The following is a 24,676-nucleotide window of genomic DNA, read 5'->3' as shown; positions in this document are numbered from 1 at the left end:
GCGGCTAACCACGGGGCACCTCGGGCGTGGCCTTGAGCAGCTCGCGCACCACGTCCGGCGCGGACACCTTCTCCAACGACGCCTCGTAGGCCAGCACCAGGCGGTGGTTGAGGGCAGCGGGCGCGGCGGCCACCACGTCGTCGAAGCCCACGTTGGGGCGGCCATCGAGCAGCGCGCGCGCTCGGCCCGCGGCGGCCAGGGCCAGCGCGGCGCGGGGGCTCGCGCCGAAGCGCACGAAGCGGCGCACGGGCTCGGGGGCGGAGGCCTGGCGCGGGTCGGACGCCTCCACCAGCCGGCCGATGAAGTCCGCCACCGGGCCGGGCAGGTGCACGCGGTCCACGGCGGAGAACAGGCGCGCCAGTCCCTGCGCATCCAGCACCGGCTCCAGCGCGGGAGGCGCGCCGCGCACGCGCGTGGTGAGCAGCGTGCGCAACGTCTTCGAGCCGACGGGCGGCACGAGGATGCGGAAGAGGAAGCGGTCCAGCTGCGCCTCAGGCAGCGGATACGTGCCTTCGAGCTCGATGGGGTTCTGCGTGGCGAGCACGAAGAACGGATCGGGCAGGGGCCGCGTCTGCCCCAGCACCGTCACCGAGCGCTCCTGCATCGCCTCCAGCAGCGCGGACTGCGTCTTCGGGCTGGAGCGGTTGATCTCATCCGCGAGGACGAGGCTCGCGAAGAGGGGGCCCTCGCGGAAGACGAAGTCGCGGCGCGCTTCGCCCTCCAGCACGTAGGTGCCGGTGATGTCGCCGGGCAGCAGGTCGGGGGTGAACTGGATGCGGCGGAAGGGCAGCGACAACAGCCGCGCCAGGGCCTTGCACAGCTCCGTCTTGCCCAGGCCGGGCAGGCCCTCCAGGAGCACGTGGCCCCGGGCGAGCACCGCCGTCACGACCTGCTCGACGACCGTCTCCTGGTCGAGCATCACCTGGTTGAGCCCGGCCTTGAGCCGGGAGGCCACGTCCGCCGCGCCCTGTGCCTCGGCGGGACTCAAAAGCTCCGCTGCCACGTCGTTCCCCCTTCTGGACTACGGACCACCGAAGTACCGCTTCACCAGGTCGCGGTTGCGAGGCAGCAGCGGACCGGAGGTCGGTCCCGCCGTCGCATCGCCCTGCGCGCCCGTGCCCTTCGCGCTGGACGGCCCCGCCTGCCCCGTACGGGCCTGCGGATCCGCGGCGCGAAGGCCCCACAGCTCCTCCGCCTCACCGCCATTCCCCTCCGGCAGCGGCTGGAAGGCGAGCCGCTCCGGATCCATCTCCGCCTCACCGCCGAAGACGAGCGGCTGGCTCTCCCCGCCCCGGCCCACGCCCGCGCCCTCACCCTGTCGGGTGTTCCGGCTCGCGTGCTGACTGCTGCCCTGCTGGCCCTCGCCGTCGCCCTCTCCACCTTCGCCCTGCCCATCCTGGCCTTGTCCCTGTCCCTGCTGGCCTCGCTGCCCCTGCCCCTGTCCCCGTCCGGACTGCTGGCGCTGGGTGGGACGCCGGGCCTGGGCGCCCCGGTTCCCGCGCGACGCGTTTTCCTCACCGAAGCGCTGGGCCAGCGATTGCTGCCGGCGCTCCAGCGTGCGGCGCAGGTCGGCGATCTGATCCGGCGAGCCGGAGGCTTGAGCACGAGCGGAAGCACGGGCCTGGGCCTCGCGCGACTGAGCGCCAGAGCCCTGCTTGTCGCCACCGTTCTGTCCGTCCGCGCCTTGTCCCTGCGAGCCCTGCTTGTCGCCGCCCTGCTGCTCGCCGTCCTGTTCACCGGCGCCCTGGCCCTGCGAGTTCCGTTCGGACGCGGGGCCTTCCTGCTCCCCGGCGGCGGAGTCCTCCGCGCTCCCACTGGCGCGAGCATCCAGCGCCATCAGGGCCTGCTCCAGCGACTCACGCTCACGGGTGGCGGACTCGGCACTCCCGGCGGCGGCGAGCGCATCCTCCAGCTCCGCGGCGGCCTCGGAAGCGCGGTTGAGCTCGGCGGCGGCCTCGGAGGCGCGTTCGGCGAGCCGCTGCTCCAAAGCATCGGCGGCCTCCCAGTCCGCGGAGTCGAAGCGGCCCTGCGCGACCTCCTCCGACAGCCGGCGCAACTCCTCCTCGACGTCAGGGCCCAGGGGCTCCTCGCGAGCCAGGGCCTCGGCCTGCGCCTGCACGGCGGCAACCTGGGTCGCGGCGGCGGCGTTGATGTTCGACGTGCGCAACGCCGGAAGCGGAACGAGGAACCCCACGGCGAGGAACACGAGCGCCCCCAGCAGCGCGCCCACGGGCCGGCGCCAGGGAACCTCCGGAGGCTTCACCTGCCGGGCGAACTGGTTGAGGCTCAGCTCCCACTCGCCGACAGGGCGCTCCAGCCGCGTGAGCAGCAGGCCCCCGGCATTCGCGGAACGGTCCGCGAGCACCGCCGCGTACTCCAGCGACACGCCCCGCGAACGGGCACGAACGAACCACCACGCCAGGCCCGCGATGACGAGCGGAGGCACAGCCCAGACAGCCAGGTCGCGCAGCAGGAGCCGGCACAGCACGCACGCGGTGGCGGTGGCCCAGACAGGAGCCAGTCCCGCGCCAGTCCAGGCCACGACGTTGAGCCGCCGCTGCACGCGCCGGATGGGCGCGAGCACGAGGGACTGGAAGCGGCGTTCGTCACTGGCGGCCATGCGTGGAAGGCAGTGTCGGACACCCGGCCCACCGTTCACAAGCGACGCCCGGGAACGGTCGAATCCCGCCGCGGACGGTCGTCCGTCCGACTCCAGCCGCCGAGAAACCGCGAATCCCCGGGCGACCCCAACAGCCGGCGATTACTGTGCCGCCCCCTATGAACTTCCGATTCCTTGGCCGCAGCGGTCTGAAGGTCAGCGAGATTTCCTACGGCAACTGGCTCACGCATGGCTCCCAGGTGGAGGAGGACGCCGCCGTCGCTTGCGTGAAGGCCGCGCTCGACACCGGCATCACCACCTTCGACACCGCCGACGTCTACGCCGGCACCAAGGCCGAGTCCGTCCTCGGCCGCGCCCTCAAGGGCCAGCGCCGCGAAGGCTACGAGCTGTTCACCAAGGTCTACTGGCCCACCGGCCCCGGCCAGAACGACCGCGGCCTGTCGCGCAAGCACATCATCGAGTCCATCCACGGCTCCCTGCGCCGCCTCCAGACGGACTACGTGGACCTCTACCAGGCCCACCGCTTCGACGCGGAGACGCCCCTGGAGGAGACCATGCTCGCGTTCGCGGACATCGTCCGCCAGGGCAAGGCCCTCTACATCGGCGTCTCGGAATGGACCGCCGAGCAGATCTCCGCCGGCGCGAAGCTCGCCCGCGAGCTGCGCGTGCCCTTCATCTCCAACCAGCCCCAGTACTCCATGCTCTGGCGGGTCATCGAGTCCAAGGTCATCCCCACCTCCGACGCGGAAGGTCTGGGCCAGATTGTCTGGTCCCCGCTCGCCAAGGGCGTGCTCACCGGCAAGTACCTCCCCGGCAAGGCGCCGCCCCCGGACACCCGCGCCGCCAATCAGCAGGGCGCGCAGTTCATGACCAACTTCATGACCGACGACGTGCTCACCCGCGTCCAGCAGCTCAAGCCGCTGGCCCAGGAGGCCGGCCTGTCGCTCGCGCAGCTGTCCGTCGCGTGGGTCCTCCAGAACAAGAGCGTCGCCTCCGCCATCATCGGCGCCTCCAAGCCGGAGCAGGTGCTCGACAACGTGAAGGCCACGGGCGTGAAGCTCGACGCGGAGCTGATGCGCCGCATCGACGCCATCATCGGTCCCGTCGTGGAGCGCGACCCCGCTCAGACGAGCAGCCCGGCTCGCAGGCCCTGAGAATCCGCGACACGGGGCAGGCGCTCCAGCGCCCGCCCCGCCGCCGCATGCGGTGCCCGCCATCCGACATCCGCGCCCTCCCGACGCCATGCCCGTCCACCAGCGCGCGACACCCAGGTGAACTCCGACCGTTCCATTTGACTTTTGAGTCGGGGGGAACAAGAGACTGCGCCGCGCGTTGACGCGGTCCCACTCTTGAACCGGGCATTTCCCACATGACGTCCTTCTTCCTCCTGGCCCAGGCGGCCCAACCCGAACTCGGATGGTTGAGCAGCAAGCTGCTCGGGGTGACGCTGGGCAGCGCCGAGTGGGTGCTCTGGCTGCTCGTCATCCTCTCCATCCTCTCCATCGCGGTGATGCTGGAGCGCGCGGTCTACTTCTCGCGCCACCGGCTGCCCAACTCGGAGGCGCTGGCGGTGCGGCTGGCGCGCGGCGAGTTCGACGCCGTGGCCGGTGAGGTGAAGAACCAGAAGGGCATGGAGGCCTCCGTCATCCGCGAGGCCCTGGCCTCCGCGCAGCAGGGCCCCGACACCGTGGAGCAGGTCATCGCGTCCACCGTCGCCCGCGAGCGCCCCCAGTACGAGCGCGGCCTGTCCATCCTGGGCACGCTGGGCAACAACGCCCCGTTCATCGGCCTGTTCGGCACGGTGCTCGGCATCATCAAGGCCTTCAACGACCTGGGCGCCATGAACGCCAAGGGCGGCGCCATGCAGCAGACGGTGATGGCCGGCATCTCGGAGGCGCTCGTCGCCACGGCCGTGGGCCTCGCCGTCGCCATCCCCGCCGTCGTCGCCTTCAACATCTTCAACCGCCAGTTGAAGACGCTCACCAGCCGCACCACCGCCCTGGGCCACGCGCTCGTGGGCGCCATGAAGGCGCGCAAGCCGGGCGCCGCGGGAGGCAACTAGCCCATGGCCGGCGGCGCGAACGACAGCGACGAGGAAATCTCAGGCATCAACGTCACCCCGCTGGTGGACGTGGTGCTGGTGCTGCTCATCATCTTCATGGTCACCGCGAACTTCATCGTCCGCGAGACGGTGGAGGTGGACCTGCCCCGCGCCGCCAACGGCGGTGAGACGGTGCAGGGCCTGGTGAACGTCGTCCTCGACAAGGAGGGCAAGCTCTACTTCGACGGCGCGGAGGTGACGGAGGCGGACCTGTCCCGCCGCGTGACGGAGGCCGTGGCCAAGGACAAGGACACGCGCGCCATCATCAGCGCGGACCAGACGCTCGCCTACGGCCGCGTGATGCGCCTCATCGACGTGGTGAAGGGCCAGGGCATCGCGAAGTTCGCCCTCAACATCGAGAAGGACGCGGCCCCCGCACGGGCCGCGCCCGCCTCGCCCTGAAGAGGCCGCGAAAGATGAGCCAGGCGGTCCTCGACCCCATCCCCCAGCGCGACCGCTCCACGCGGTTCCTCGTCGTGTTCCTCCTCGTGTCGCTCGCGCTGCACGGGGTGGGCTTCGGGCTGCTCTCCACCCTGGAGGGCCGCAAGCTCACGCCCGCCCAGAAGCCCGTGGAGATGGTCATGGTGGAGGTGCAGAAGCCGCCGCCCCCGCCGCCTCCCGAGGAGAAGAAGGAGGAGCCCCCGCCGCCGCCTCCGCCGAAGGTGAAGCCGGTGAAGCCGCCGCCCATCAAGGTCGCGGAGGCGCCCAAGCCCCCGCCCCCGACGGAGGCCCCGCCGCCGCCCAACGACACGCCGCCGCCGGAGCCCAACGCCAAGCCGCCGCCGCTCGTGGTGGGCATGACCATGTCGTCCACCACCAGCGCGGGCTCCTTCGCCGCGCCCGTGGGCAACACCGCCTACGGCAAGGCCAACGGCCCCGCGAAGGCGCCCCAGGACGTGAAGGGCTACTCCGCGCCGAAGTACGTGCCCGTGTACCAGGTGGACTCGGAGCCCTCCGTCGCGTCCGAGGTGAAGATTCCCTACCCGGACGAGGCGCGCCGCGCGGGCATCGAGGGCACCGTCACGCTGTCCATCGCCATCGACGCGGAGGGCAAGGTGACGCAGGTGAAGGTCGTCTCCGGGCCCGGCTACGGCCTCAACGAGGCCGCGCGCGACGCCATCCGGCGCTTCCGCTTCAAGCCCGCCATCAAGGGCGGCGAGGCGGTGGCCACGGAGATGAAGTACTCGTACACCTTCCTGCTGGACTGAAAGAAGTCCGGGCGCCCCAGCGACTGGGGCGCCGCTGCCGCGCTACTGCGTCTTGAGCGCGCGGCGCATGATGTCGCGCAGCGAGGCCAAGTCCTCGTCGGGCATCGCGGCGATGAGCGGAGGCGGCGCGCTCAGCCGCGCCATCAGCCGGCCCCGCAGCTGGGCGCCGGCCTCCGTCAGCACCAGCATCTTCACGCGGCGGTCCTGCTCGCTGCTCTTGCGCTCCACCAGCCCGCGCGCCTCCAGCCGGTCCACCAGCCCCGTCACGTTGGACGCGTCACACGACAGGTAGTTGGCGAGCGTGCTCATCGCCAGCGCTCCCTCGCCCAGTTGCCGCAGCACGTGCGCCTGCACCGGGGAGAGGTCGAACTCCGCCGCCAGCGCGGGGAAGTTGCGCATGTGCGTGTGCAGCAGCTCGAAGAGGAGCGTCCACGCCTGCTCGGGGAGCCCACCCTCGCTCTCGGCCGGGCCACTGGGGGACGCCTGCCGACGCATCACCTGCTCGCTGGGACCGTCGTTGAGACCGTTCATAGTGAAGTTACGTTAATTCATCGGGCGCACATAAACAATTGACATCCTCAACCATTGACCGCTACTACATTCCGCATATTCCAACATCCGACAGTGCGGAGTACTTTCACGAGGCTCCGGGCTCGGGTAGAGGACGCAACGCAGTCGTCCATTGGACGGATCCGCCTCGCGCTCCCGCGGGTCGGTGAGGAGGTCGAAGCGGTATGAGTACCTTTCTGGCGCTGTCCCTGTCGGCCACCCTGGCCGCGGCGCCCGTACTGACGCTGGATGAGGCGCTGGAGTCCGCCCGCCAGCAGAACCTCGATTTGAAGGTCGCCCAGGAGCGCTTCGAGCAGGCATCGCTCGCGACGCGCCGCGCCTGGGCCGGCTACCTGCCCACCATCACCGCCGGAGCGTCCATCACGCGCAACAACGTGGCGGCGGTCATCCCCGCGGGCCCCATCGCGCCGGTGGACATCACCATCCAGCCGCTCATCCAGAAGGGTGCGCAGCTGGAGGCGCGGCAGGCCATCATCGCGCCGCAGCTGTGGGCGGGCATCGCGGCCTCCTACAAGGCCGTGCAGCTGGCGGAGCTCAACACGCAGACGGCGCGCCGGCAGGTGCTCTTCGGCGTGGCGCAGGCGTACTACGGCGCCGCGGCGCAGCAGGAAGCCCTGCGCGCGCAGGAGCGCCTCCTGGAGCTGAACCAGGCGCGGGAGAAGGACACCCAGGCGCGGTTCGACGCGGGCACGGTGACGCGCGTGGCGCTCTTGCGCGCCCAGCTGGACCGCTCGCGCGCGGAGCAGGACCTGGTGCGCGCGAAGAACGCGCTCGCGGGCCTGAAGCTGGCGCTGGGCACGCTCATCCAGCGCGAGCCGGACTTCGACCTGGCCCCGCCGCCGGAGCCGACGGTGCCCGCGCAGGCGTCGCCGGACGACCTGGTCAACCAGGCCATCCAGGATCGCTCGGACGTGCAGGCCGCCGAAGTGGGCCTGAAGTTGAGCCGCATCAACAAGACGGGCGTCATCCTGAGCTACCTGCCCACGCTGGGCGTGACGGGCGCGTACCGCATCGCGAACGCGGCGGGCTTCACCGGCCAGAACGAGACCTGGGCCATCACCTTCGGCGCCAGCTGGACGCTGTTCGACGGCGGCCTGCGTGAGGCGAACCTCTCCGAGGCGTCGTCGCGCGTGCGCGAGGCCACCGTCACCCAGGCGCTGGCGCAGGCCCGGGTGAAGGAAGAGGTGCGGCGCTCCAAGCTGGACCTGGAGAACGCGCTGGCCAACCGCTCCAAGGCCGAGGAGGCCCTGGAGCTGGCGCGCGAGTCCAACCGCCTGACGGATGTGAGCTTCAAGGCGGGCGTGGCCACCTACCTGGAGGTCGCGGACGCCAACACCGCGCTCACCAACGCGGAAGTGGGCTTCGTGTCCGAGCGCCTCCAGGCGTCGCTCGCCGCGCTGCGCCTGCTCAACTCGCTGGGCTCCTTCGAGTCCGGCTCGGTGAAGAAGGACGCGGCCGCCCTGGGCGCCCAGCCCGGCGCGGGCGCGCCCCAGCAGCAGCCCGCCCAGCAGCAGCCGCCGGCGCAGCAGCCCGCCCAGGAGCAGCCGGCTCCGCAGCAGCCCGCGCCCCAGCAGTAGGCGCGGGGGGAGTGGAATTCCCGGCGCCTGCTTGAGGGCGCCGGGTCCCCTGCCCTCCCGGGCGGGAAGCAGGTGCTTCGTTGTGGGGGTTCGTGACCGGCCCCACCCTCCTCTTACGGACCCGTTCCACGAGGAGGGAACCATGGCGGACGCATCCTGGGGCAACTGCAAGAACTGTCGCTTCTTCGCGGGCAACAGCGACGAGCCGAGCGACGAAGAGACGCAGAGCTGCAACCAGCCACAGCTCAAGCAGTTCGCGCTCGTGGTGTCGGGTGACAGCGGCTGCAACGCCTACGAGGCGCGCACCGGGGAGACGGTGCCCGTCTACGAGGAACCCGCGCCGATGCACTGACACGCCCACCGGTCCTCGCGACGCGACGGCGCACCCGCTGCTTCAGGTGCCCGTGGCGTCGCGGACCCGGAGCGGCGCCGGCCCCGGCTCGTGCGCGTCCTGCGCGTAGTAGATGCGCTCCATGAGCTTGCGCTGGTGCACGAGCGGCTTGTCGTACTTGTCCAGCCGCATGCCCTTGTGGCTGTAGGGCGTGTCCGCCACGGTGGGGATGAAGCGCGCGTCGTCGCGCACCTCCCACCAGGTGAGGCCCAGCGCGGCCTTCGCCGCCACCGGCAGGAAGGACCGGAGCGCGGGCACCGTCGTGCGCAGGAAGGAGAAGACGTGCAGGCGCGTGGTGCGCGCCGTCTCCGGCACGAAGAAGATGTGCGCCTGCGTGGTGAAGGGGCGCGGCGTCCCGTCCGGCTTCCTCCAGCTCACGGTGTAGACGCTGCGCACCGGGTCGAAGCGCGTCACCCAGTCGTTGTGGAAGACGTCCCCCTTGCCCACCATGAGCAGCCGCATGATGGGCGCGGGCCGCTGCGGGGCGCGGTAGTGCACCTCCGTGTGGTCCTCGTGGTTGTGCGCCTCGTACTCCACCGCGCCCGCCTGCGCGCCGCTCCAGCCCAGCCGCGTGTGGACGAAGGGCGTGTGTTCGTCCTCGCTGAAGTTGTCGAGCGCCACGTGCAGCGGCGCCTGGAACAGCGTGGAGAACGTCCCGCCGAAGACGTAGTCCCCGCCGGACAGCTCCGGCATCGCGGACACGGGCGTGCTCGCGTGCGCGAGCCAGAGGTAGCCGTGGCGCTCCACCACCTGGAAGCTCTTCGCCTCGCAGTGGCGCAGCTCCGGCTGGCTGGGGTTGAAGCCCTGCCCTCGCGCGTCGAAGCGCCAGCCGTGGTACGGGCACTGGAGCTGCCCCTCCTTCGTCACGGTGCCCTTCGACAGCGGCGCGAAGCGGTGGGGACACGCGTCCGACAGCGCCGCGGGCTGACCGGTGGCGTCCCGGAAGAGCGCGTACGCATGGCCCGCCAGCTCCACCCGGACGGGCTGGCGGCGCAGCTGACGGGAGGGGAGCACCGGATGGAAGTGCCTGACGACGTCGGGGGTAGGCTCCATGGCGCCGGCAGTATAGCGGCCTGTCGCGGCGGACCCCGGGTGGGTCGTGGCGGGACCTGAAGGGTGGGAGCCGGGCCGCGAGGGTGGCATAGACTGCCGGGCCGTGAACGCCCCCATCCCTTCCTACCGCCGCGCGCGCTGGCTCGCCGTGGTGGCCCTCCTGGCCGTGCTGGTGGCGCTCGCCGTGGGAGCAGGGCTGTACGTGGGGGGCGCGCTGCCGGCGCCGGTGCCCCAGGCCGCCGGGCCCTTCGGCTACGCGGACTACGCGCAGGCGCTGAGCCACGTGCGGCCCAGCGGGGACCTGGACTTCGAGGGGCTGCTGCGCGACCGCGAGGCGCTGGAGCGCTTCGTCGCTTCGCTCGCGGCGGTGTCGCCGCACCGTCAGCCGGAGCTGTTCCCATCCCCCGAGGACGGGCTGGCGTACTGGATCAACGCGTACAACGCGGTGGTGCTGCTGCAACTGGTGGAGCGCTACCCGGACGGCGTGGGGGCGTCCTGGTTCGGCGGCTTCTACTGGAGCCACGCGAGGCCGGTGGGCGGTGAGCGGCTGACGCTGTGGGCCATGGAGCAGCGCATCCTCTTCGGTGAGTACGCCGACCCCCGCGTGCACTTCGCCCTCTTCCGGGGGACGCGGGGCGGGCCCCGGCTGGACGGCGCGCCCTACCAGCCGGAGTTCCTGGACGCCCAGCTCAACGACGCGAGCCGCCGGTACATGGGGGATGCGCGGCACGTGAAGCTGGAGGACAAGACGGTGCACCTGGCGCGGCTGTTCCAGGACCGGAAGCAGGACTTCCTCGCCGCGCTGCCGGAGGGCCGGGACGGCAACGTGCTCCAGTTCGTCTGGGCCTTCCTGCCGGACACCTGCGAGGAGCGCCCGGGCTGCGACACGCGCGGCGACCTGGACCGCGCCTGCGGGCCCCTGCTGGACAAGTGCCGCATCGACTCCCTGCCCGAGGACGCGTCGCTCCCCGACGCCGCGAACACCGCCGCGCGGCGCTGACCGGTCCCCTTCGGCTAGCGTCCTTCGCGTGCGTGGACGGACACGCGGGAGGCACCGGGACATGACGATGGGAGCGGTGTGGCTGGCGACGTGGCTGGCCCTGGGGAGCGCGGACATGAAGTGGGAGCCGCAGGCGAGCGGGACGACGGTGCGGCTGCGCGGGGTGAGCGCGGTGGACGGCCGCGTGGCGTGGGCCAGCGGGGACAAGGGCACCGTCGTTCGCACCACGGATGGCGGCAGGACGTGGACGCGCGCCCCCGTGCCGGACTCGGAGGGGTTGGACTTCCGAGACGTGGACGCCTTCAGCGACCGCACCGCGTACGTGCTGTCCATTGGCGCGGGTGACAAGTCGCGCATCTACAAGACGACGGACGGGGGCGCGCACTGGACGCTCCAGTTCACCAACGCCCGGCCCGGGGCCTTCTTCAACGGCATGGCCTTCTGGGACGAACAGCACGGCATCGCCTTCAGCGACCCGGTGGACGGGCACTTCGTGGTCATCACCACGGAGGACGGAGGCGCGACGTGGAAGCCCGTGCCGGAGGGCGCGCTGCCGGCGGCGCTCGCGGGCGAGGCGGGCTTCGCCGCCAGCGGCACGAGCATCGCGGTGTACGGCAAGTCAGACGTCTGGTTCGGGCTGGGAGGCTCCATCGCGCGAGTGCTCCACTCCGCGGACCGGGGCAAGACGTGGGGTATCGCGCCCACGCCGCTGGCCACGGGTGAGGGCGCGGGCGTGTTCTCGCTCTACTTCTGGAGCCCGATGGCGGGCATCGCGGTAGGTGGCAACTACAAGCAGCCCGAGGTGAAGACAGGCACCGCGGCGCTCACGCTGGACGGGGCCAAACGCAAGTGGACCGTGCCGCAGAAGGGCCTCGGTGGATACCGCTCCTGCGTGGCCCCGCTCACACGCGAGCGGAAGCTGTGGCTCGTCGCCGTGGGCCCCACCGGTTCGGACGTGTCGAAGGACGCGGGCAGGACGTGGGAGCCGCTGGACCCGGCGGGCTTCCACGCGGTGTCCACGCCGCCCAGGGCGCGCGACACCGCCTGGGCCGTGGGGGAGGAGGGGCGCATCGCGAAGCTGGTGTTCGCCCCGTAACTCACTTCGGGCGCGGGGAGCTTGCTCCCCGCGCCGGGTGCTTCACTTCACCAGCAGCGCCGCGCCGATGATGCCGCTGTCGTCGCCCAGCTCCGCGTCGGCGATGAGCAGGCCCTCGCGCGACACGCGGGACGCCCACTGCTGCACGCCGTCCAGCACCTTCCGCTTGAGCCCCGGGCAGTGCGTCAGCACGCCGCCGCCCAGCACCAGGCGCGACGGGTTGAGCACCGTCACGTAGTTGGCCACCGCGACCGCCAGGAACTGCCCCGCGCGGTCGTGGATCTCCCTGGCCTTCACGTCCCCCGCGTCCGCCGCCGTCTCCAGCGTCACCGGGGTGATGGAGTACGGGTCGGCGTTGATCAGTTGCTCCAGCACGGGCGAACCGCCGGACGCCAGGAGCTCCTTCGTCTGCGCGATGAGGTTGTGGCCGCCCGCGTACGCCTCCAGGCAGCCGTGCTCGCCGCAGCCGCACAGCCGGCCGCCGGGCACCACCTTGATGTGGCCGAACTCCCCCGCCACGCCGCCGCCGCCCTGCACCAGGCGCCCGTCCGCGATGATGGCGCTGCCCACGCCGGAGCCCACGAACACCACGAGGATGTCCTGGGCCCCGCGACCCGCGCCCGCGTGCAGCTCGCCCCACGCCGCCGCGGACAGGTCGTTCACCACCTTCACGTCGAAGCCCAGCCGCTTCGTCAACATCGCCGCCAGCGGCACGTCCCGCCAGCCCAGGTTGGGCGCCACGGAGATGACGCCCGTGTCCTTGTGGATCTGCCCCGCCGCGCCCACGCCGCAGCCGTCCACCTTCACGCCGGACGTCTTCACCGCCTGTTCGGCCGCCTGGGCGATGGTCTCCACCACGCCCTGCGGCTTGCGGTCCTGCACCGCCACCTTGGCGCTCGCGAGGATTTCACCCTTCCCGTCCACCACCGCGGCCCGGGCGAACGTCCCGCCCAGGTCGATTCCCAGCGTCGGCATGTCCAGCTCCCTCCCTTACGTGCGTGCGTGTGCTTCGCGTGGAGCGTCAGCGGCTCAGGCGCCGACTTCCTTCTGCGCCTGGGCGACCGTCTTCTCGATGAGCGCCTGGATCTCCTTCACGCGGGCCTCCGTGCTGGCCTCGTAGCGCAGCACCAGGATGGGCTGCGTGTTCGACGCGCGGATGAGCCCCCAGCCGTCCGGGAACGTCACGCGCACGCCGTCCACGTCCACCACCTTGTGGCCCGCGTCGCGGAGGATTTCCGTGGCGCGCTTCACCATGGCGAACTTCTTCTCCTCGGTCGTGTCGAAGCGCAGCTCGGGGCTGGCGAAGGTCTTCGGCACGTCGGAGAGCAGCTGCGACATGGACTGCTTCTCGTGCGTCAAAATCTCCAGCAGGCGCGCGGACGCGTACACCGCGTCGTCGAAGCCGAAGTAGCGGTGCTTGAAGAAGATGTGGCCGCTCATCTCGCCGGCCAGCTCCGCGTGCTCCTCCTTCATCTTCGACTTGATGAGCGAGTGCCCGGCCTTCCACATGATGGGCCGGCCGCCGTGCTTCGCGATGTCGTCGTACATCGTGTAGCTGCACTTCACCTCGCCGATGATGGCCGCGCCCGGGGACTCCTTCAGCACGTAGCGGCTGAAGAGCACCATCAGCTGGTCACCCCAGAGCACGTTGCCCTCGTTGTCGATGACGCCGATGCGGTCGCTGTCGCCGTCGTAGGCGATGCCCACCTCCGCCTTGACCTCCTTCACCTTCTTGATGAGGTCCTGGAGGTTCTCCACCACCGTGGGGTCCGGGTGGTGGTTGGGGAAGTCCGCGTCCATCTCGCAGAACAGGGGCACCACGTCGAAGCCCATGCTCTCGAACAGGGGCACCGCGATGGCGCCGCCCGTGCCGTTGCCCGCGTCGATGACGATCTTCATCCCCTTGCGGCCCACCTTCACCGTCTGGCGGATGAAGTGGTTGTAGGGCGTGATGATGTCGTAGGGCGTGACCTTGCCGGGCTTGCTGGAGGTCGCGAAGTCCTTCGCCTCGATGAGGCGGCGCAGCTCCTTGATTTCGGGGCCGTGGAAGGTCGTCTTGCCCGCGCCAATCTTGAAGCCGTTGAACTCCTTCGGGTTGTGGCTGCCGGTGATCATCGCCAGGCCGTCCACGGGCAGCGTGTTCGCCGCGAAGTAGGTCAGCGGCGTCGGCACCACGCCCACGTCGTAGACGTCCAGGCCGGTGGCGGTGAGGCCCTTCGCGAGCGCGTCGCGGAAGCGCGTGGAGGACTCGCGGCAGTCGCGGCCCACCACGATGGAGGTGCCGCCCTTGCGGCGGATCATGGTGCCCAGGCCCAGGCCCAGGAGCTCCACCACCTCGATGGTGAGGTCCTTGTCCACCAGACCTCGGATGTCGTACTCGCGGAAGATGTGCGCGTTCATGGCAGTGTCCCCACCCTCGACAGGAACCGGGAGGGCGTAACGGAAGGCGTCGGACACTACACGAGGGGCCCCGGGGGCTGCACACGCCCGAACGCGCCCGGCTGACTGTTGAACGCCCGGGCCGCCCCGGGAGGGCGGAACCTACCCCGGGGGGCGGCTGATGGCCCCCATCAGGCCATGGCCTCCGGGCTCCTCGCCCCGGCCCCGGCACCCGCCGGCACCTGCCGCCGCAGGGACTGGTAGTGCTTGAGCCAGGACGTGTTCAGCGGGTCCAGCTTGAGGGCCTCCGCGTAGCGCTCCAGCGCGGCCGGGACGGCCCGCTGGACCTCCAACGCATGCCCCTGGGTAAAGAGGGCGCGGGCCTTGCGCTCCACCTCCGGCCGGGCGGCCAGGAAGGCGCTGCGCAGGGCCTCCATGGTGGGCTCCGGGACGCCTGAGGCGACGCAGCGGGCAAGGCCCCCCAGGTTGCCCCGGGTGGCGTCGTAGCCCACGCGGGAGAGCGGGTCGCCGAGCATCCGCTGCGCGGCCAGCACGCGCACGCGCAGCGCATCCAGGGCCTGGCGCTGGGCGGTGGGCAACGGGCGGTTCTGGAAGGTCACCAGGCGGCGCAGGGCGGCCTGGGCTCGGCGGTGGATGTCCGCGAAGTCGGCGTCGTGCTTCGCGCCCAGCAGGGCGTACGGGTCGCGGGCCACTCCTTCCGCGCGGGACAGCATGCGGGCCAGCTCCGCGTCGGGCGCGGGCTCCGCGTCCTCCATGAGGGCGCGCGAGAGCAGCCGGCCCAGGGCGGGGAACTCGTCGGAGAAGTGGACGAAGACGCCCGCGGGCACGTTCCAGGTGCGCGCCTCGTCGAAGGTGACGTGGCGGACGACGTCGCAGGCGCCCAGGGCCGTCTCGCCCCGGAAGGACACCTCCACCGTCAGCCGCGCGGCGAGCGGGGGCAGGTTGCCCTGGCACTCGGCGAAGAGGCCCTCGGGGGCGACGTCGCTCACGGAGACGGGCTGGAGGACCTCACCGGGCGTCAGGCCCAGGCGCACGCGCAGGTCCGCGGGCGCGTCCGTGCGAGGCGCGGACGCCTCCAGCGGAGCCACCGCGGCATTCACCAGCGGGATGGGCGCGGCGTCCTGCACCACGTCCACCAGCGGAATGGGCGGAGGCGACGGAATCACCGTGGGCGCCAGGGTCATGAACGGGATGGCCGCGGCGCCCAGCGTGGACGACGGGCTCACCGCCGGCTGGGGCGTGACGTCCAGGGGCGAGGCCGGATCCACCAGCAGGAGGGGGTTCGCCTCGACGACCCCGAGCTTCATGGTCGCCGCCGGGGCATGGGCCGCCGGCTTCACCAGCAGGACTGGAGCCCCCGAAGCGGTGGATGCCGAAGTTCGGGCGCCGGTCAGCGGCAGCATGTCGGCGGGCAGCTCGGGCTCGGCCGGGCCCAGCAGCGCCACGGCCGAGGACCAGAACGCGGCCACGTCCTCGCGCATGGCGCCTTCACCGGCGCGGGCGTTGAACGGCGCGCCATCCGCCGCGCGCAGCGCCGCATCCTCCATGGACGTGGCGGCCATGCCCCACTCGGGCACGTCCTCCACGATGTCGAAGTCGTCCGCGTCGTGCGCCGCGGAGGTCTCCAGCGCGGCGCCCTGCTCGCCGGCGTCGGTCACCTCCACGTCCACGGCCTCCTCAAGCGCATCCGCCGACGCGTTGCGCACCGGCGCCTTCAGGCCCAGCGCCTCCGCGAGCGCGACGCGGAAGGCCCACGCGCTGTCGAACCGGTCCTCCGGCTTCGCGGCCAGCGCGCGCAGCAGCACGGTGGACAGCGCGGGCGGCACGCTCGCGTTGACGGCGTGCGGAGGGAACAGCGTCACGTCCGCGGAGCGCCCCAGCCCGAACGGCAGCCGGCCCGTCACCAGCAGGTAGCCCGCCACGCCCATCGCGTGCAGGTCCGCGCGCGGGCTCGCGCCCAGCCCCGCGCACTGCTCGGGCGCCATGAACGTGGGCGAGCCCACCGTCGCGCCCCGCGCGCGCTCCTCCTGCGACAGCGCCGCCTCGCGCACCGCGCCCGCGCCGAAGTCGCGCACCCGCACGCGCCGCTCACCCTTCGCGTCGCGCGTGACGAACATCGAATCCAGCGTGAGGTCCCCATGCACCAGCCCCCGCGCGTGCGCCGCCTCCAGACCGGAGAGCGCCTGCTCCAACACCTCGCCCACCTCGGCCGGCGACAGCGGCAGGGGCAGCGCGCTCAGCGACTCGCCCTCCGGCGCCTCCATCAGCACGCAGGGCAGCCCTTGCGGACCGGGGCGCACGTCCAGCACGCGCGCCACGTGGCGGTGCACGACGTTGCGCTGCGCCAGCGCCTCCGCGACGAACCGGGCGCGCACGGCGGGACGGGCCGCCAGGTGCGCGTGCAGCACCTTCACCGCGAAGCGGTGCCCCGTGGGCACGTACTCCGCCAGGTACACCGACGCCACCGCCCCCACTTCCAGGCGGCGCTTCAAGAGCAGCGGCCCGTGCCGCTGGCCTTCCAGCGAATCCACCGGCACCCCGGGCCGTGCGCCAGGGCACGCCTCGTCGTTCCGGTGTTCGTCCGCGCAGCGCTTGCAGCCCATCGCCATCCCCGCCTGTCGCCCCGGAAATGGGGCGGACGCGGGATGGACTTGCAACCGGCGCGCCTCGTGCCCGGGGCCCGTCTTCGTCCGCTCCGCGACACTCCAACACCCGTAGGTGCCAGCAACTCCCGCAAAACGAACCAGGGCCCCCTGTAGAAACGACAGGGAGCCCCGGGAAGAAACGTGTGAGGGGAAACAGGAGGCGAGGTCGCCGCAAGGACTACAGCGGCGCCTACAGCAGCTTGGTGCGCTTCCGGGCCTTGAGCGCCTCGACGACCTTGCGGACGTCCTGGCTCTTGTCCTTGGGGACGACGAGCACGGCGTCACCGGAGTCCACCACCACCACGTCGTTCATGCCCACGACGGACAGCGTGCGCTTGTCCGCGAGCACGACGCAGTTGGTGCAGTCCACCAGCACCGCGTCGCCGGAGACGACGTTGCCCTGCGCGTCCGCGGGGCGCACTTCCGGGATGGCGGCGAAGGAGCCCACGTCGGACCAGCCGAAGTCGCCGTCCAGCACCGCGATGTTCTCCGCCTTCTCCATCACGCCGTAGTCGATGGAGATGGAGGGCAACTTGGGGAACACGCGCTTGAGCACGGCCGGGAAGGTGCGCTTGCCCGCGGCCTTCTGGAGCGCGTCCAGGCCCTTCTGCATCTCCGGCATGTGCTTCTGGAAGGCCTCCAGCATCACGTCCGCGCGGAAGACGAAGATGCCGCCGTTCCACAGGAAGTCGCCGCCGGCCACGTACTCCTGCGCCGTCTTGAGGTCGGGCTTCTCCTTGAACGCCTTCACGCGGCGGCCGCCGCCCTCCAGCGCGTCGCCGACCTGGATGTAGCCGTAGCCCGTCTCCGGGCGCGCGGGCTTGATGCCCAGCGTGACGATGTGGCCGCCCTCCGCGATGCGCGCCGCCTCCGCCAGCGTGCGCTGGAAGCCCTTCACGTCCGCGACGTGGTGATCCGACGGCAGCACCGCGAGCACGCCCTTGGGGTCGCGCGCGGCCACCTGGAGCGCGGCGAGCGCGATGGCGGGCGCGGTGTTGCGCGCCACGGGCTCCACCAGGAGGTTGCCCTTGGGCAGCCCCTTCACCAGCTTCGCGGCCGTCTTCGCGTGCACGGGGCCGCACACGATGAAGGTGTTCTTCACCGGCGCCAGACCCTTGAGGCGCTGGGCGGTGTCGGTGAGCAGCGGCTGCTTGGAGGCCAGCGGGAGGAACTGCTTCGGACGGGCCTGGCGGGACAGCGGCCAGAAGCGGGTGCCGGAGCCTCCGGCCATGATGACGGGATAGAGGGCCATATGCGGGTGCGAGCTCCTAGGGGCACGCCAGGCCACCGCCTGGCGCGCACGGCGGCGCACCATAGCGCGTCGCGCCAGCGGAGGAAGGGGCTGCTCGCGGCTCAGGCGGGCAGGACCGCGATGGCCTCCACCTCGAAGAGCATCCCGTCCAGTGCCAGCCGGGGGACGGGAATCAGCGTACAGGTCGGCTTCATGCCGCCGTTCCAGGCCGCGTCCAGTTCGGGGCCGATGATGCGCAGCTTCTCCTCCGTGTGGTCCACCACGAGCATCGTGAGCTTGGCGACGTGACCGACGCCCGCGCCCACGGACTCGAGGGCCGTCCGGACGTTCTTGAACGCCTGCCGCACCTGGAGGCGGAAGTCGGGCTCGAGCGCGCCCGTCTCATGCTCTCCCCCCTGCCCCGCCAGGAAGACCAGCCGGGAGCCGGGCGCGACCTGCGCCACATGTGAGAAGCCATAGGGCGCCGGGTCGAACAACCCCTTCGGATTCGTCAGCACCACGGGCGGCGTCTTCGAGGAGTCTGAGCTCTGTCCCATGATTCAGCGTCTCCCATCCGGCCCGACGAAGTGAAGGGGGCCCGGCCGCCTGCCCCCCGAGGGATGGGCCGCGACAATGTGGGCAGAGTTTTGACCCGCCCCCGAAAAGCCAGTCTCATGCCCCGGCGTTGAGCCTCAAGCCCACATCCACCGGATGGACGCTGGCCTTCACCGTGCTCCTGGCGGTGGGAGTGTCCCTGGCGCCATTGCCGGAGAAGTTCCGCCCCCTCCCCACCCTTCGTCAGGAAGGTTCGCTCGGGCCCAAGGTGGCGGCCCTCGTGCTGCCCGCGTCCCTGCGCGGCGTGAAGGCCGGGCGTCCACCCGCCGACGGCCTGGCGCCGGATGCTCCGCCCTCCGCGCTCGCGGAAGCGGACACCGCCGTCAACGACACGGATCCGCAGGCGGGCCCGCAGGTGGGCGAAGCGCCCGCCGTGCCCGGCATCGGCCTGGAGGAGCTGAGCGCCCCCACGCTGACGACCGCGCGGGAGCTGGAAGCGCTGCGCGAGCGCATGGGCGCGAAGCATGTGGACATCGAACTCAACTGCCGGAAGACGCGCGCGGACGGCGGTTGTGACGAGGACGGCCTCGCGCCGTTCATGAAGGCGCTGGGGGATTTGCGCTCGGACGCGCGGCGCACGCCGGTGCGCGTGGTGCACCTGGGCGACTCGCTCATCGCCTCGGACTACATCACGGACGTGGTGCGCGACCGGCTCCAGGAGCGCTTCGGCTCGGGCGGCCCGGGCTTCCTCTACATCCACCGGCTGGCGAGCGCCGGCCGCGCCACGCGCGCGGGCACCGCGAGCACCGACGGCTGGAAGATGGAGCGGCTGGTGGACACGCACTGGCCCAGGGACCGCGTGGGCTGGACGGGCGTGGCCTTCTCCACGAGCGGCCCCGCGCAGGCCACGCGCTACTCCGTGGAGGGCGTGCGCGACGCGGAGCTGTTCTTCCTGGCCCAGCCCTCCAACGGCGCCGTGCAGGTGGCGGTGGACGGCAAGAACACGCAGCGCATCCAGACGCGCGCGTTCGGCCCCAAGGCGGAAGCGGCGTTCGCGCGGCTGAAGCTTCCGGAGGGCGCGAAGACGCTGACGCTCACCGCGAGCGGCAAGACGGAGCTGCACGGCGTCTCGCTGGAGTCCGGCACGCCGGGCGTCGTCTACGACACGGTGGGCCTGCTGGGCGGCATGGCGGAGGTGTACCTGCGCGCGCAGCCCCAGGCGTTCCGCGCGCAGCTCAAGCACCGCAAGCCGTCGCTGGTGGTGTTGATGGTGGGCGGCAACGAGGCGTTCTTCCTCTCGCGCGAGCGCACCACGCTGGACGCGGTCCGCTCGCAGATGAAGGAACTGGTGTCGCGCGTGCGCACGGCGGTGCCGGACGCGGCGTGCCTCGTGATGTCGCCCATCGACGCGGGCGTGCGCACGCTGAGCGGTGAGCTGATCACGCGCCGGCACTCGGCGGAGGTGTCGGAGGTGTTCCGCGAGGAGGCGTGCGCCGGTGGCTGCGCCTTCTACGACACGCTGGCGGCGATGGGTGGCGAGGGCTCCGCGCTCAAGTGGCTGGAGTCCGGCCTGATGCTGGAGGACCTGGTGCACCCGCGCGTGCGCGGCTCCAACCTGCTGGGCCACCTGTTCGACCTGGCGCTGCAGCGGGCCTTCGCGCGCACGCATCCGCCGCGCGTGCCGGGCACGGACACCACCGGCCTGCAGAACGTGACCCCGGCGCTGAAGCGCACGTTCGAGTCGCTGGCCCGCCGCGAGTCCGGCGCGAAGCTGCGCGTGGGCATCGCGCAACTGGGCGCGTCGCACACGGCGGCGCACTACTTCTCCGACAAGGTCCGCGACGCGCTGACGAAGCGCTTCGGCGACGCGGGCCGGGGCTTCATCGCGGCGGGCAAGCCGTCGTCCCGGCTGGAGGCGGCGCACGTGACGCGCTCGCTGGACGGCGAGTGGACGGTGGAGGACGCGAAGGCCACGCCTGGAGGGCTGTGGGGCCTCACCGGCATCCGCGCGGTGGGCACGCCCGGCTCGAGCCTGGGCATCTCCTTCTGTGACGGCTGCGCGGAGGACAAGAACCGCCAGGGCCGGCTGGACCTGTACGCGCTGGACGCGCCCGGGGCCGCCGCGCCTGAAATCACGGTGGACGGCGAGGCGATTGCTCCCGAAGCGCCGCCCCCCGAGCCGCTGACGCAGCCCACGGTGCGGATCCGTTCGTTCCCGGTGACGGGCGTGGCGCACTCGGTCCAGGTGAAGGTGCCGGAGGGTGGCGGCAGCGCGACGGTGCTGGGCGCGTCGCTGGAGTACGACACGCCGGGGCTGGTGTACGACGCGCTGGGGTTGCCCGGGGCCACGGCGTTCACGGCGCGGGACATGGACGCGGCGGCGATGGACGCACAGCTCACCGCGCGCCGGCCGGACCTGCTGGTGTTCTGGTACGGCACCAACGAGGCGGAGCTGCCGGAGCTGGACGCGAGCGGGCTGCGCCAGGACTACGCGGCGCTGATTGGGCGCATGCGCAAGGCGACGGGCGCGGAGTGCCTGCTCATCGGGCCCACGGACCGGCTGGCACAGGATGCGAACGGCCGTTGGAGCGAGGCGCCGTCGCTCGGGAAGGTGTTGAACACGCTGCCGCAGGTGGCGAAGGACGCGGGGTGTGCGTACTGGTCCGCGCGCGCGGCGATGGGCGGTGAGCGGTCCATGCAGCGCTGGCAGCGTCAGCCGGTGCCGCTGGGCCACGCGGACGGCGTGCACCTGACGCCGCAGGGGTACGCGGTGCTGGCGAACGCGTTCGTGAAGGACCTGATGGCGGCGTACGAGTCCACGAAGAAGGGCGGCGAGCCGACGGCCTCCGCCGCGGGAGCGCCCTGAGCCGTGCTGTCCCACAGCCTCCAGTACGTCATCTTCGTCATCCTGGTGTTCGCGCTCTACTGGGCGCTGCACCGCTACTACTGGCCGCGGATGCTGTTGCTGCTCACGGCCAGCCTGTTCGTCTACGTCTCGTTCCTCGGGGTGCCGCTGTCCGCGTTCGTGGGCGGGATGCCGCCCGGCGCGCTGATCGTGAAGCTGGTGCCGCTGTTCATCTTCGTGGCCGGCGTGACGGTGGATCACGTGCTGGTGAAGGGGATGGGGCGCACGGAGCGGCCCGGCGTGCGCAAGGCGCTGGTGGTGCTGTCCATCGTCTCCAACCTGGGGCTGCTGGCGGGCTTCAAGTACCTGGAGCTGCTGCGCCGGACGGTGGCGTCGCTGCTGGGGCCGTGGGGCGTGGAGGTGCGGCCGGAGCCCTTCCACCTGTTGTTGCCGGTGGGCCTGTCGTTCTTCGTCTTCCAGTCCATCAGCTACACGGTGGACGTGTACCGGGGGAAGGCGAGCTCCGAGCACTCGTTCGTGGAGCACCTGCTCTACATGCTGTTCTTCCCGCGCGTGTTGAGCGGGCCCATCGTCCGGGCGTCGGAGCTGATGGCGCACTTCCGGGAAGTGCCCTCGCTGTCGTCGGATGACGGGAACAAGGCGCTGTTCCGCATCGCCGTCGGGTTGGTGAAGAAGCTGGTCATCGCGGACGTGCTGGGCAGCGGCATCGTGGATCCGGTGTTCGGCAGTCCGCACGCGTACTCGTCCGCGGAGTGCGCGGTGGCGGCGGTCGCGTACACGCTGGAGCTGTACTACGACTTCTCGGGGTACTCGGACATCGCGATCGGCGTGGCGTCGCTGTTCGGGTTCAAGTTCCCGGAGAACTTCGCGCGGCCGTACCTGGCGAAGAACCTGTTCGAGTTCTGGAACCGCTGGCACATGAGCCTGTCGTCATGGCTGCGGGACTACCTGTACATCCCGCTGGGCGGCAACCGCCGGTCGAAGCCGCGGGTGTGTTTCAACCTGATGATGGTGATGGTGCTGGGAGGCCTGTGGCACGGGGCGGACTGGCGCTTCGCGGTCTGGGGCGCGGTGCACGGCGTGGCGTTGTGCGCGGTGCGCTGCTGGTGGTGGTACCGGGGCAAGCAGCAGGAGCCGGGGCCGGTGCGTGTGGCGTTGGGGATGTTGGCCACGTTCACGCTGGTGGTGTTGACGCGAGTGGTGTTCCGGGCGCCGGACATGGCGCACGCGGGAGAGTTCTACGCGCGGATGCTGGCGGGAATCCCGGGCCTGGCGAACGTAGGTCCGCTGGTCTGGAGCATGCTGGCCATCGCAATCATCGCGCACGCGGTGCCGATGAAGCTCTACGACATGACCGCGCTCGCGTTCCTCAAGCTGCCCGCGCCGGCAAGGGCCGTGGTCCTGGTGCTCCTGGGCCTGGGCATCCGTCAGCTCTCCACCCTGGAGACCCGCCCGTACGTGTACCTGCAGTTCTGAGTACGCGCGCTTCGCTCAGGGCATGTACGGATACCGAGCCAGCACCTTGCCCTCGGGTGAGACGGCATACAGTTCGAACTCGTCGAACCCGAGCACCGTGCCCGGCGCCCAACCGCACTTGTCGGGTCGAGGGTTGATGCGGACGAAGTACATCCCCCGTTCTTCGCCCACGATGACTTCCATTCCCTTCGCGGAGAATGCACAGCTCTTGGCGTACTCCTTGGGATAACGGGAGAGCCTCCGCTGCAATGCGGCGTGCGCTGCAAGAACCGCGGGCCCATCCAGCGTCGCCAGGGGCTGAAGGTCTTCAGGCCACTGGATGCCTTCCGCGACCATGGGCTCGCGTGCGGTTCTTGCGTTCTCGACGGCAATACCAGTCCGCGGGCCATCCATCCCTCCGTCCTGGAGAAGCGAGACGAAGAGGAGCACGTGATGCGGCTTCAGCACTGGAATCTCCACAGCGCTCCGTCCACCCTCGACGGGACGCGCTGTCCCGCCGAGTGTACCTGACCGCTTCAGTTCACCTGGAGGGTGAACAGGGTGATGCGGTCGTCCGGGGTCAGCCCCACGCGGTAGCGCCAGGTCGCGGTGCCGAACTGCACCAGGTACGTGTAGATGCGGTCGTCGCCTTTCACCTCACGCTTCGCTAGCACCAGCGGACCCGCGGGCCCCAGCCCCTGCAAGATGGACTGGAAGAGCGGCCCCGCCTGCGCCACGTACCAGTCTGGCACGTAGGCGAACATGGACGGCTCCCACGCGCCCTGCCGCGTCTTCTCCAACAACTCCGTGAGCCGCGCCGTCATCTCCGGCTCCAGGTCCGGAATGGGTGCCAGCGGCGGCACCGCGAGCGCCGGATTCACGATGGCCGCGATGCCCTCCACGAACAGCGATGGATTCGCCCGGTCCAGGTTCGCCAGCACCACGATGGACAGCTCATCCCCCAGGAACCGTGAGTAGGCCGTCCGGAACCCCTGCCACGCTCCCGTGTGCTGGTGCAGCGGCTGGCCGTTGCGCTCCAGCACCTCCCACCCGAAGCCGTACGGATACGTGGCGCCGCTGTTCAACTTCGCGGGCGACAACATCTCCCGCCAACTGCCCCGCGTCAGGATGGCGCGCTCCTCCACCGCCTCCTCCCAGGCCAGCAGGTCCTTCAACGAGACGTAGAGCGAACCGTCCCCCGTCGTGTTCAACGACGGCGACACCCAACCCTGGTTCTTCACCACGCCGCCCACCAACTGGTAGCCCGCGGCACGGTTCGGGATGACGTCCGCCTCGCTGATGCCACGCGCCGTCTTCATGCCCGCGGGCTTGAAGACCTGGCGCCCCAGCACCTCCTGATACGTCATGCCCGCGACGCGGTTCACCAGGATGCCCAGCAGCACGTAGCCGGAGTTGCTGTAGCGCCACCGCAGCCCCGCCGGGAAATCCAGCGGCAGCGCGTAGATGAACTCCGCGAACTGTTGGTCCGTGTAGTCCTTGCGCTCGTCGAGCAGCCCCTCCAGGTCCGCGATGCCGGACGTGTGCGTCAACAGATGGCGCACCGTGATGGGCTTCCACGTCGCGGGCGCATCCGGGAAATACTTCGTCACGCTGTCCGACAACGACACGCGCCCCGCCTCCACCTGGAGCATCAGCGCCGTCGCCGTGAACATCTTCCCCAGCGAGCCCGACTGGAAGAGCGTGTCCGTCCCCACCGGGACCTGGTGCTCCAGGTTCGCGAGGCCATATCCCTTCGCCAGCACCACCCGGCCGTGGCTCACCACGCCCACGGCGAGCCCCGGGATCCCCAGCCGCTTCTGCTCCGCGCGCACGTACGCGTCGATGCGCTCGCGAAGCGACTCATGGGCCCGAGCGGGAGGGGCCACCATCAGGAGGACAACGGCCAAC

General features: G+C 71.2%; 21 protein-coding genes. 10 read left to right on the top strand and 11 right to left on the bottom strand.

Annotated features, from left to right (window positions below):
• Positions 1-4: 4 nt before the first annotated feature.
• A complete protein-coding gene (locus tag JYK02_RS26810; RefSeq protein WP_207055077.1) occupies positions 5-1,003 on the bottom strand; it encodes an AAA family ATPase in 999 nt (332 codons plus the stop codon).
• Positions 1,004-1,021: 18 nt separating this feature from the next.
• Positions 1,022-2,620, bottom strand: a complete 1,599-nt coding sequence (locus JYK02_RS26805) for a hypothetical protein (protein ID WP_207055075.1) — start codon at positions 2,618-2,620, stop codon at positions 1,022-1,024.
• Positions 2,621-2,778: 158 nt separating this feature from the next.
• On the opposite strand from JYK02_RS26805, the gene JYK02_RS26800 reads away from it, so the two are divergent.
• The 4 genes from JYK02_RS26800 (at position 2,779) to JYK02_RS26785 (ending at position 5,929) form a co-directional block, all read left to right on the top strand.
• A complete protein-coding gene (locus tag JYK02_RS26800) occupies positions 2,779-3,774 on the top strand; it encodes an aldo/keto reductase family protein (RefSeq protein WP_207055074.1) in 996 nt (331 codons plus the stop codon).
• 215 nt (positions 3,775-3,989) lie between these two features.
• Positions 3,990-4,682, top strand: coding sequence for a MotA/TolQ/ExbB proton channel family protein (locus tag JYK02_RS26795; RefSeq protein WP_207055073.1), 693 nt, complete (start codon positions 3,990-3,992; stop codon positions 4,680-4,682).
• A 3-nt stretch (positions 4,683-4,685) separates the two neighbouring features.
• Entirely contained in the window at positions 4,686-5,123 is a 438-nt protein-coding gene (locus JYK02_RS26790) for an ExbD/TolR family protein (protein ID WP_207055072.1), read from the top strand.
• A 14-nt stretch (positions 5,124-5,137) separates the two neighbouring features.
• Positions 5,138-5,929, top strand: coding sequence for an energy transducer TonB (locus JYK02_RS26785; RefSeq protein ID WP_207055071.1), 792 nt, complete (start codon positions 5,138-5,140; stop codon positions 5,927-5,929).
• A gap of 42 nt (positions 5,930-5,971) precedes the next feature.
• Here the strand turns inward: JYK02_RS26785 and JYK02_RS26780 are convergent, their stop codons facing one another.
• Positions 5,972-6,460, bottom strand: coding sequence for a MarR family winged helix-turn-helix transcriptional regulator (locus JYK02_RS26780; protein ID WP_207055070.1), 489 nt, complete (start codon positions 6,458-6,460; stop codon positions 5,972-5,974).
• 203 nt (positions 6,461-6,663) lie between these two features.
• Here JYK02_RS26780 and JYK02_RS26775 point away from each other — a divergent pair, with 203 nt between their 5' ends.
• A complete protein-coding gene (locus JYK02_RS26775; RefSeq protein WP_207055069.1) occupies positions 6,664-8,076 on the top strand; it encodes a TolC family protein in 1,413 nt (470 codons plus the stop codon).
• A 142-nt stretch (positions 8,077-8,218) separates the two neighbouring features.
• A complete protein-coding gene (locus JYK02_RS26770; RefSeq protein WP_207055067.1) occupies positions 8,219-8,428 on the top strand; it encodes a hypothetical protein in 210 nt (69 codons plus the stop codon).
• A gap of 42 nt (positions 8,429-8,470) precedes the next feature.
• Here JYK02_RS26770 and JYK02_RS26765 read toward each other — a convergent pair whose 3' ends face one another.
• Positions 8,471-9,520 (bottom strand): Rieske 2Fe-2S domain-containing protein, encoded by a 1,050-nt coding sequence (locus JYK02_RS26765; RefSeq protein WP_207055065.1) that lies wholly within the window; start codon positions 9,518-9,520, stop codon positions 8,471-8,473.
• 103 nt (positions 9,521-9,623) lie between these two features.
• Here JYK02_RS26765 and JYK02_RS26760 point away from each other — a divergent pair, with 103 nt between their 5' ends.
• Both JYK02_RS26760 and JYK02_RS26755 read left to right on the top strand, forming a co-directional pair.
• The gene (locus JYK02_RS26760) at positions 9,624-10,520 is read left to right on the top strand and encodes a DUF547 domain-containing protein (protein WP_347402586.1); all 897 of its coding nucleotides are present in this window, start codon (positions 9,624-9,626) and stop codon (positions 10,518-10,520) included.
• A 61-nt stretch (positions 10,521-10,581) separates the two neighbouring features.
• Positions 10,582-11,616: a WD40/YVTN/BNR-like repeat-containing protein gene (locus tag JYK02_RS26755; RefSeq protein ID WP_207055063.1), complete on the top strand. Its 1,035-nt coding sequence runs from the start codon at positions 10,582-10,584 to the stop codon at positions 11,614-11,616.
• A 42-nt stretch (positions 11,617-11,658) separates the two neighbouring features.
• Here the strand turns inward: JYK02_RS26755 and JYK02_RS26750 are convergent, their stop codons facing one another.
• The 5 genes from JYK02_RS26750 to JYK02_RS26730 form a co-directional block, all read right to left on the bottom strand.
• Positions 11,659-12,591, bottom strand: coding sequence for an ROK family protein (locus JYK02_RS26750; protein ID WP_207055060.1), 933 nt, complete (start codon positions 12,589-12,591; stop codon positions 11,659-11,661).
• A 54-nt stretch (positions 12,592-12,645) separates the two neighbouring features.
• Complete coding sequence (locus JYK02_RS26745) at positions 12,646-14,016, bottom strand: phosphomannomutase/phosphoglucomutase (protein ID WP_207055058.1); 1,371 nt, start codon at positions 14,014-14,016, stop codon at positions 12,646-12,648.
• 170 nt (positions 14,017-14,186) lie between these two features.
• Positions 14,187-16,619: a serine/threonine-protein kinase gene (locus JYK02_RS39905; RefSeq protein WP_242588912.1), complete on the bottom strand. Its 2,433-nt coding sequence runs from the start codon at positions 16,617-16,619 to the stop codon at positions 14,187-14,189.
• A 232-nt stretch (positions 16,620-16,851) separates the two neighbouring features.
• The gene (locus JYK02_RS26735) at positions 16,852-17,913 is read right to left on the bottom strand and encodes a mannose-1-phosphate guanylyltransferase (protein WP_207055057.1); all 1,062 of its coding nucleotides are present in this window, start codon (positions 17,911-17,913) and stop codon (positions 16,852-16,854) included.
• A 101-nt stretch (positions 17,914-18,014) separates the two neighbouring features.
• Complete coding sequence (locus tag JYK02_RS26730; protein WP_207055055.1) at positions 18,015-18,449, bottom strand: RidA family protein; 435 nt, start codon at positions 18,447-18,449, stop codon at positions 18,015-18,017.
• Between the two features lie 128 nt (positions 18,450-18,577).
• Between JYK02_RS26730 and JYK02_RS26725 the strand changes: the two genes are divergently transcribed.
• Positions 18,578-21,313, top strand: a complete 2,736-nt coding sequence (locus JYK02_RS26725) for a GDSL-type esterase/lipase family protein (RefSeq protein ID WP_207055054.1) — start codon at positions 18,578-18,580, stop codon at positions 21,311-21,313.
• 3 nt (positions 21,314-21,316) lie between these two features.
• Positions 21,317-22,789 (top strand): MBOAT family protein, encoded by a 1,473-nt coding sequence (locus tag JYK02_RS26720; protein ID WP_207055053.1) that lies wholly within the window; start codon positions 21,317-21,319, stop codon positions 22,787-22,789.
• 15 nt (positions 22,790-22,804) lie between these two features.
• Here the strand turns inward: JYK02_RS26720 and JYK02_RS39900 are convergent, their stop codons facing one another.
• Together JYK02_RS39900 and JYK02_RS26710 are read right to left on the bottom strand one after the other, a co-directional pair.
• Complete coding sequence (locus tag JYK02_RS39900; protein ID WP_242588911.1) at positions 22,805-23,236, bottom strand: hypothetical protein; 432 nt, start codon at positions 23,234-23,236, stop codon at positions 22,805-22,807.
• 68 nt (positions 23,237-23,304) lie between these two features.
• Positions 23,305-24,675, bottom strand: coding sequence for a serine hydrolase domain-containing protein (locus tag JYK02_RS26710; RefSeq protein WP_242588910.1), 1,371 nt, complete (start codon positions 24,673-24,675; stop codon positions 23,305-23,307).
• Position 24,676: the final 1 nt, after the last annotated feature.

Source organism: Corallococcus macrosporus (assembly GCF_017302985.1).
Classification (GTDB): Bacteria; Myxococcota; Myxococcia; order Myxococcales; family Myxococcaceae; genus Corallococcus; species Corallococcus macrosporus_A.
Note: the sequence above shows the minus strand (reverse complement) of the source record. Positions and strands in the feature narration are given on the sequence as shown.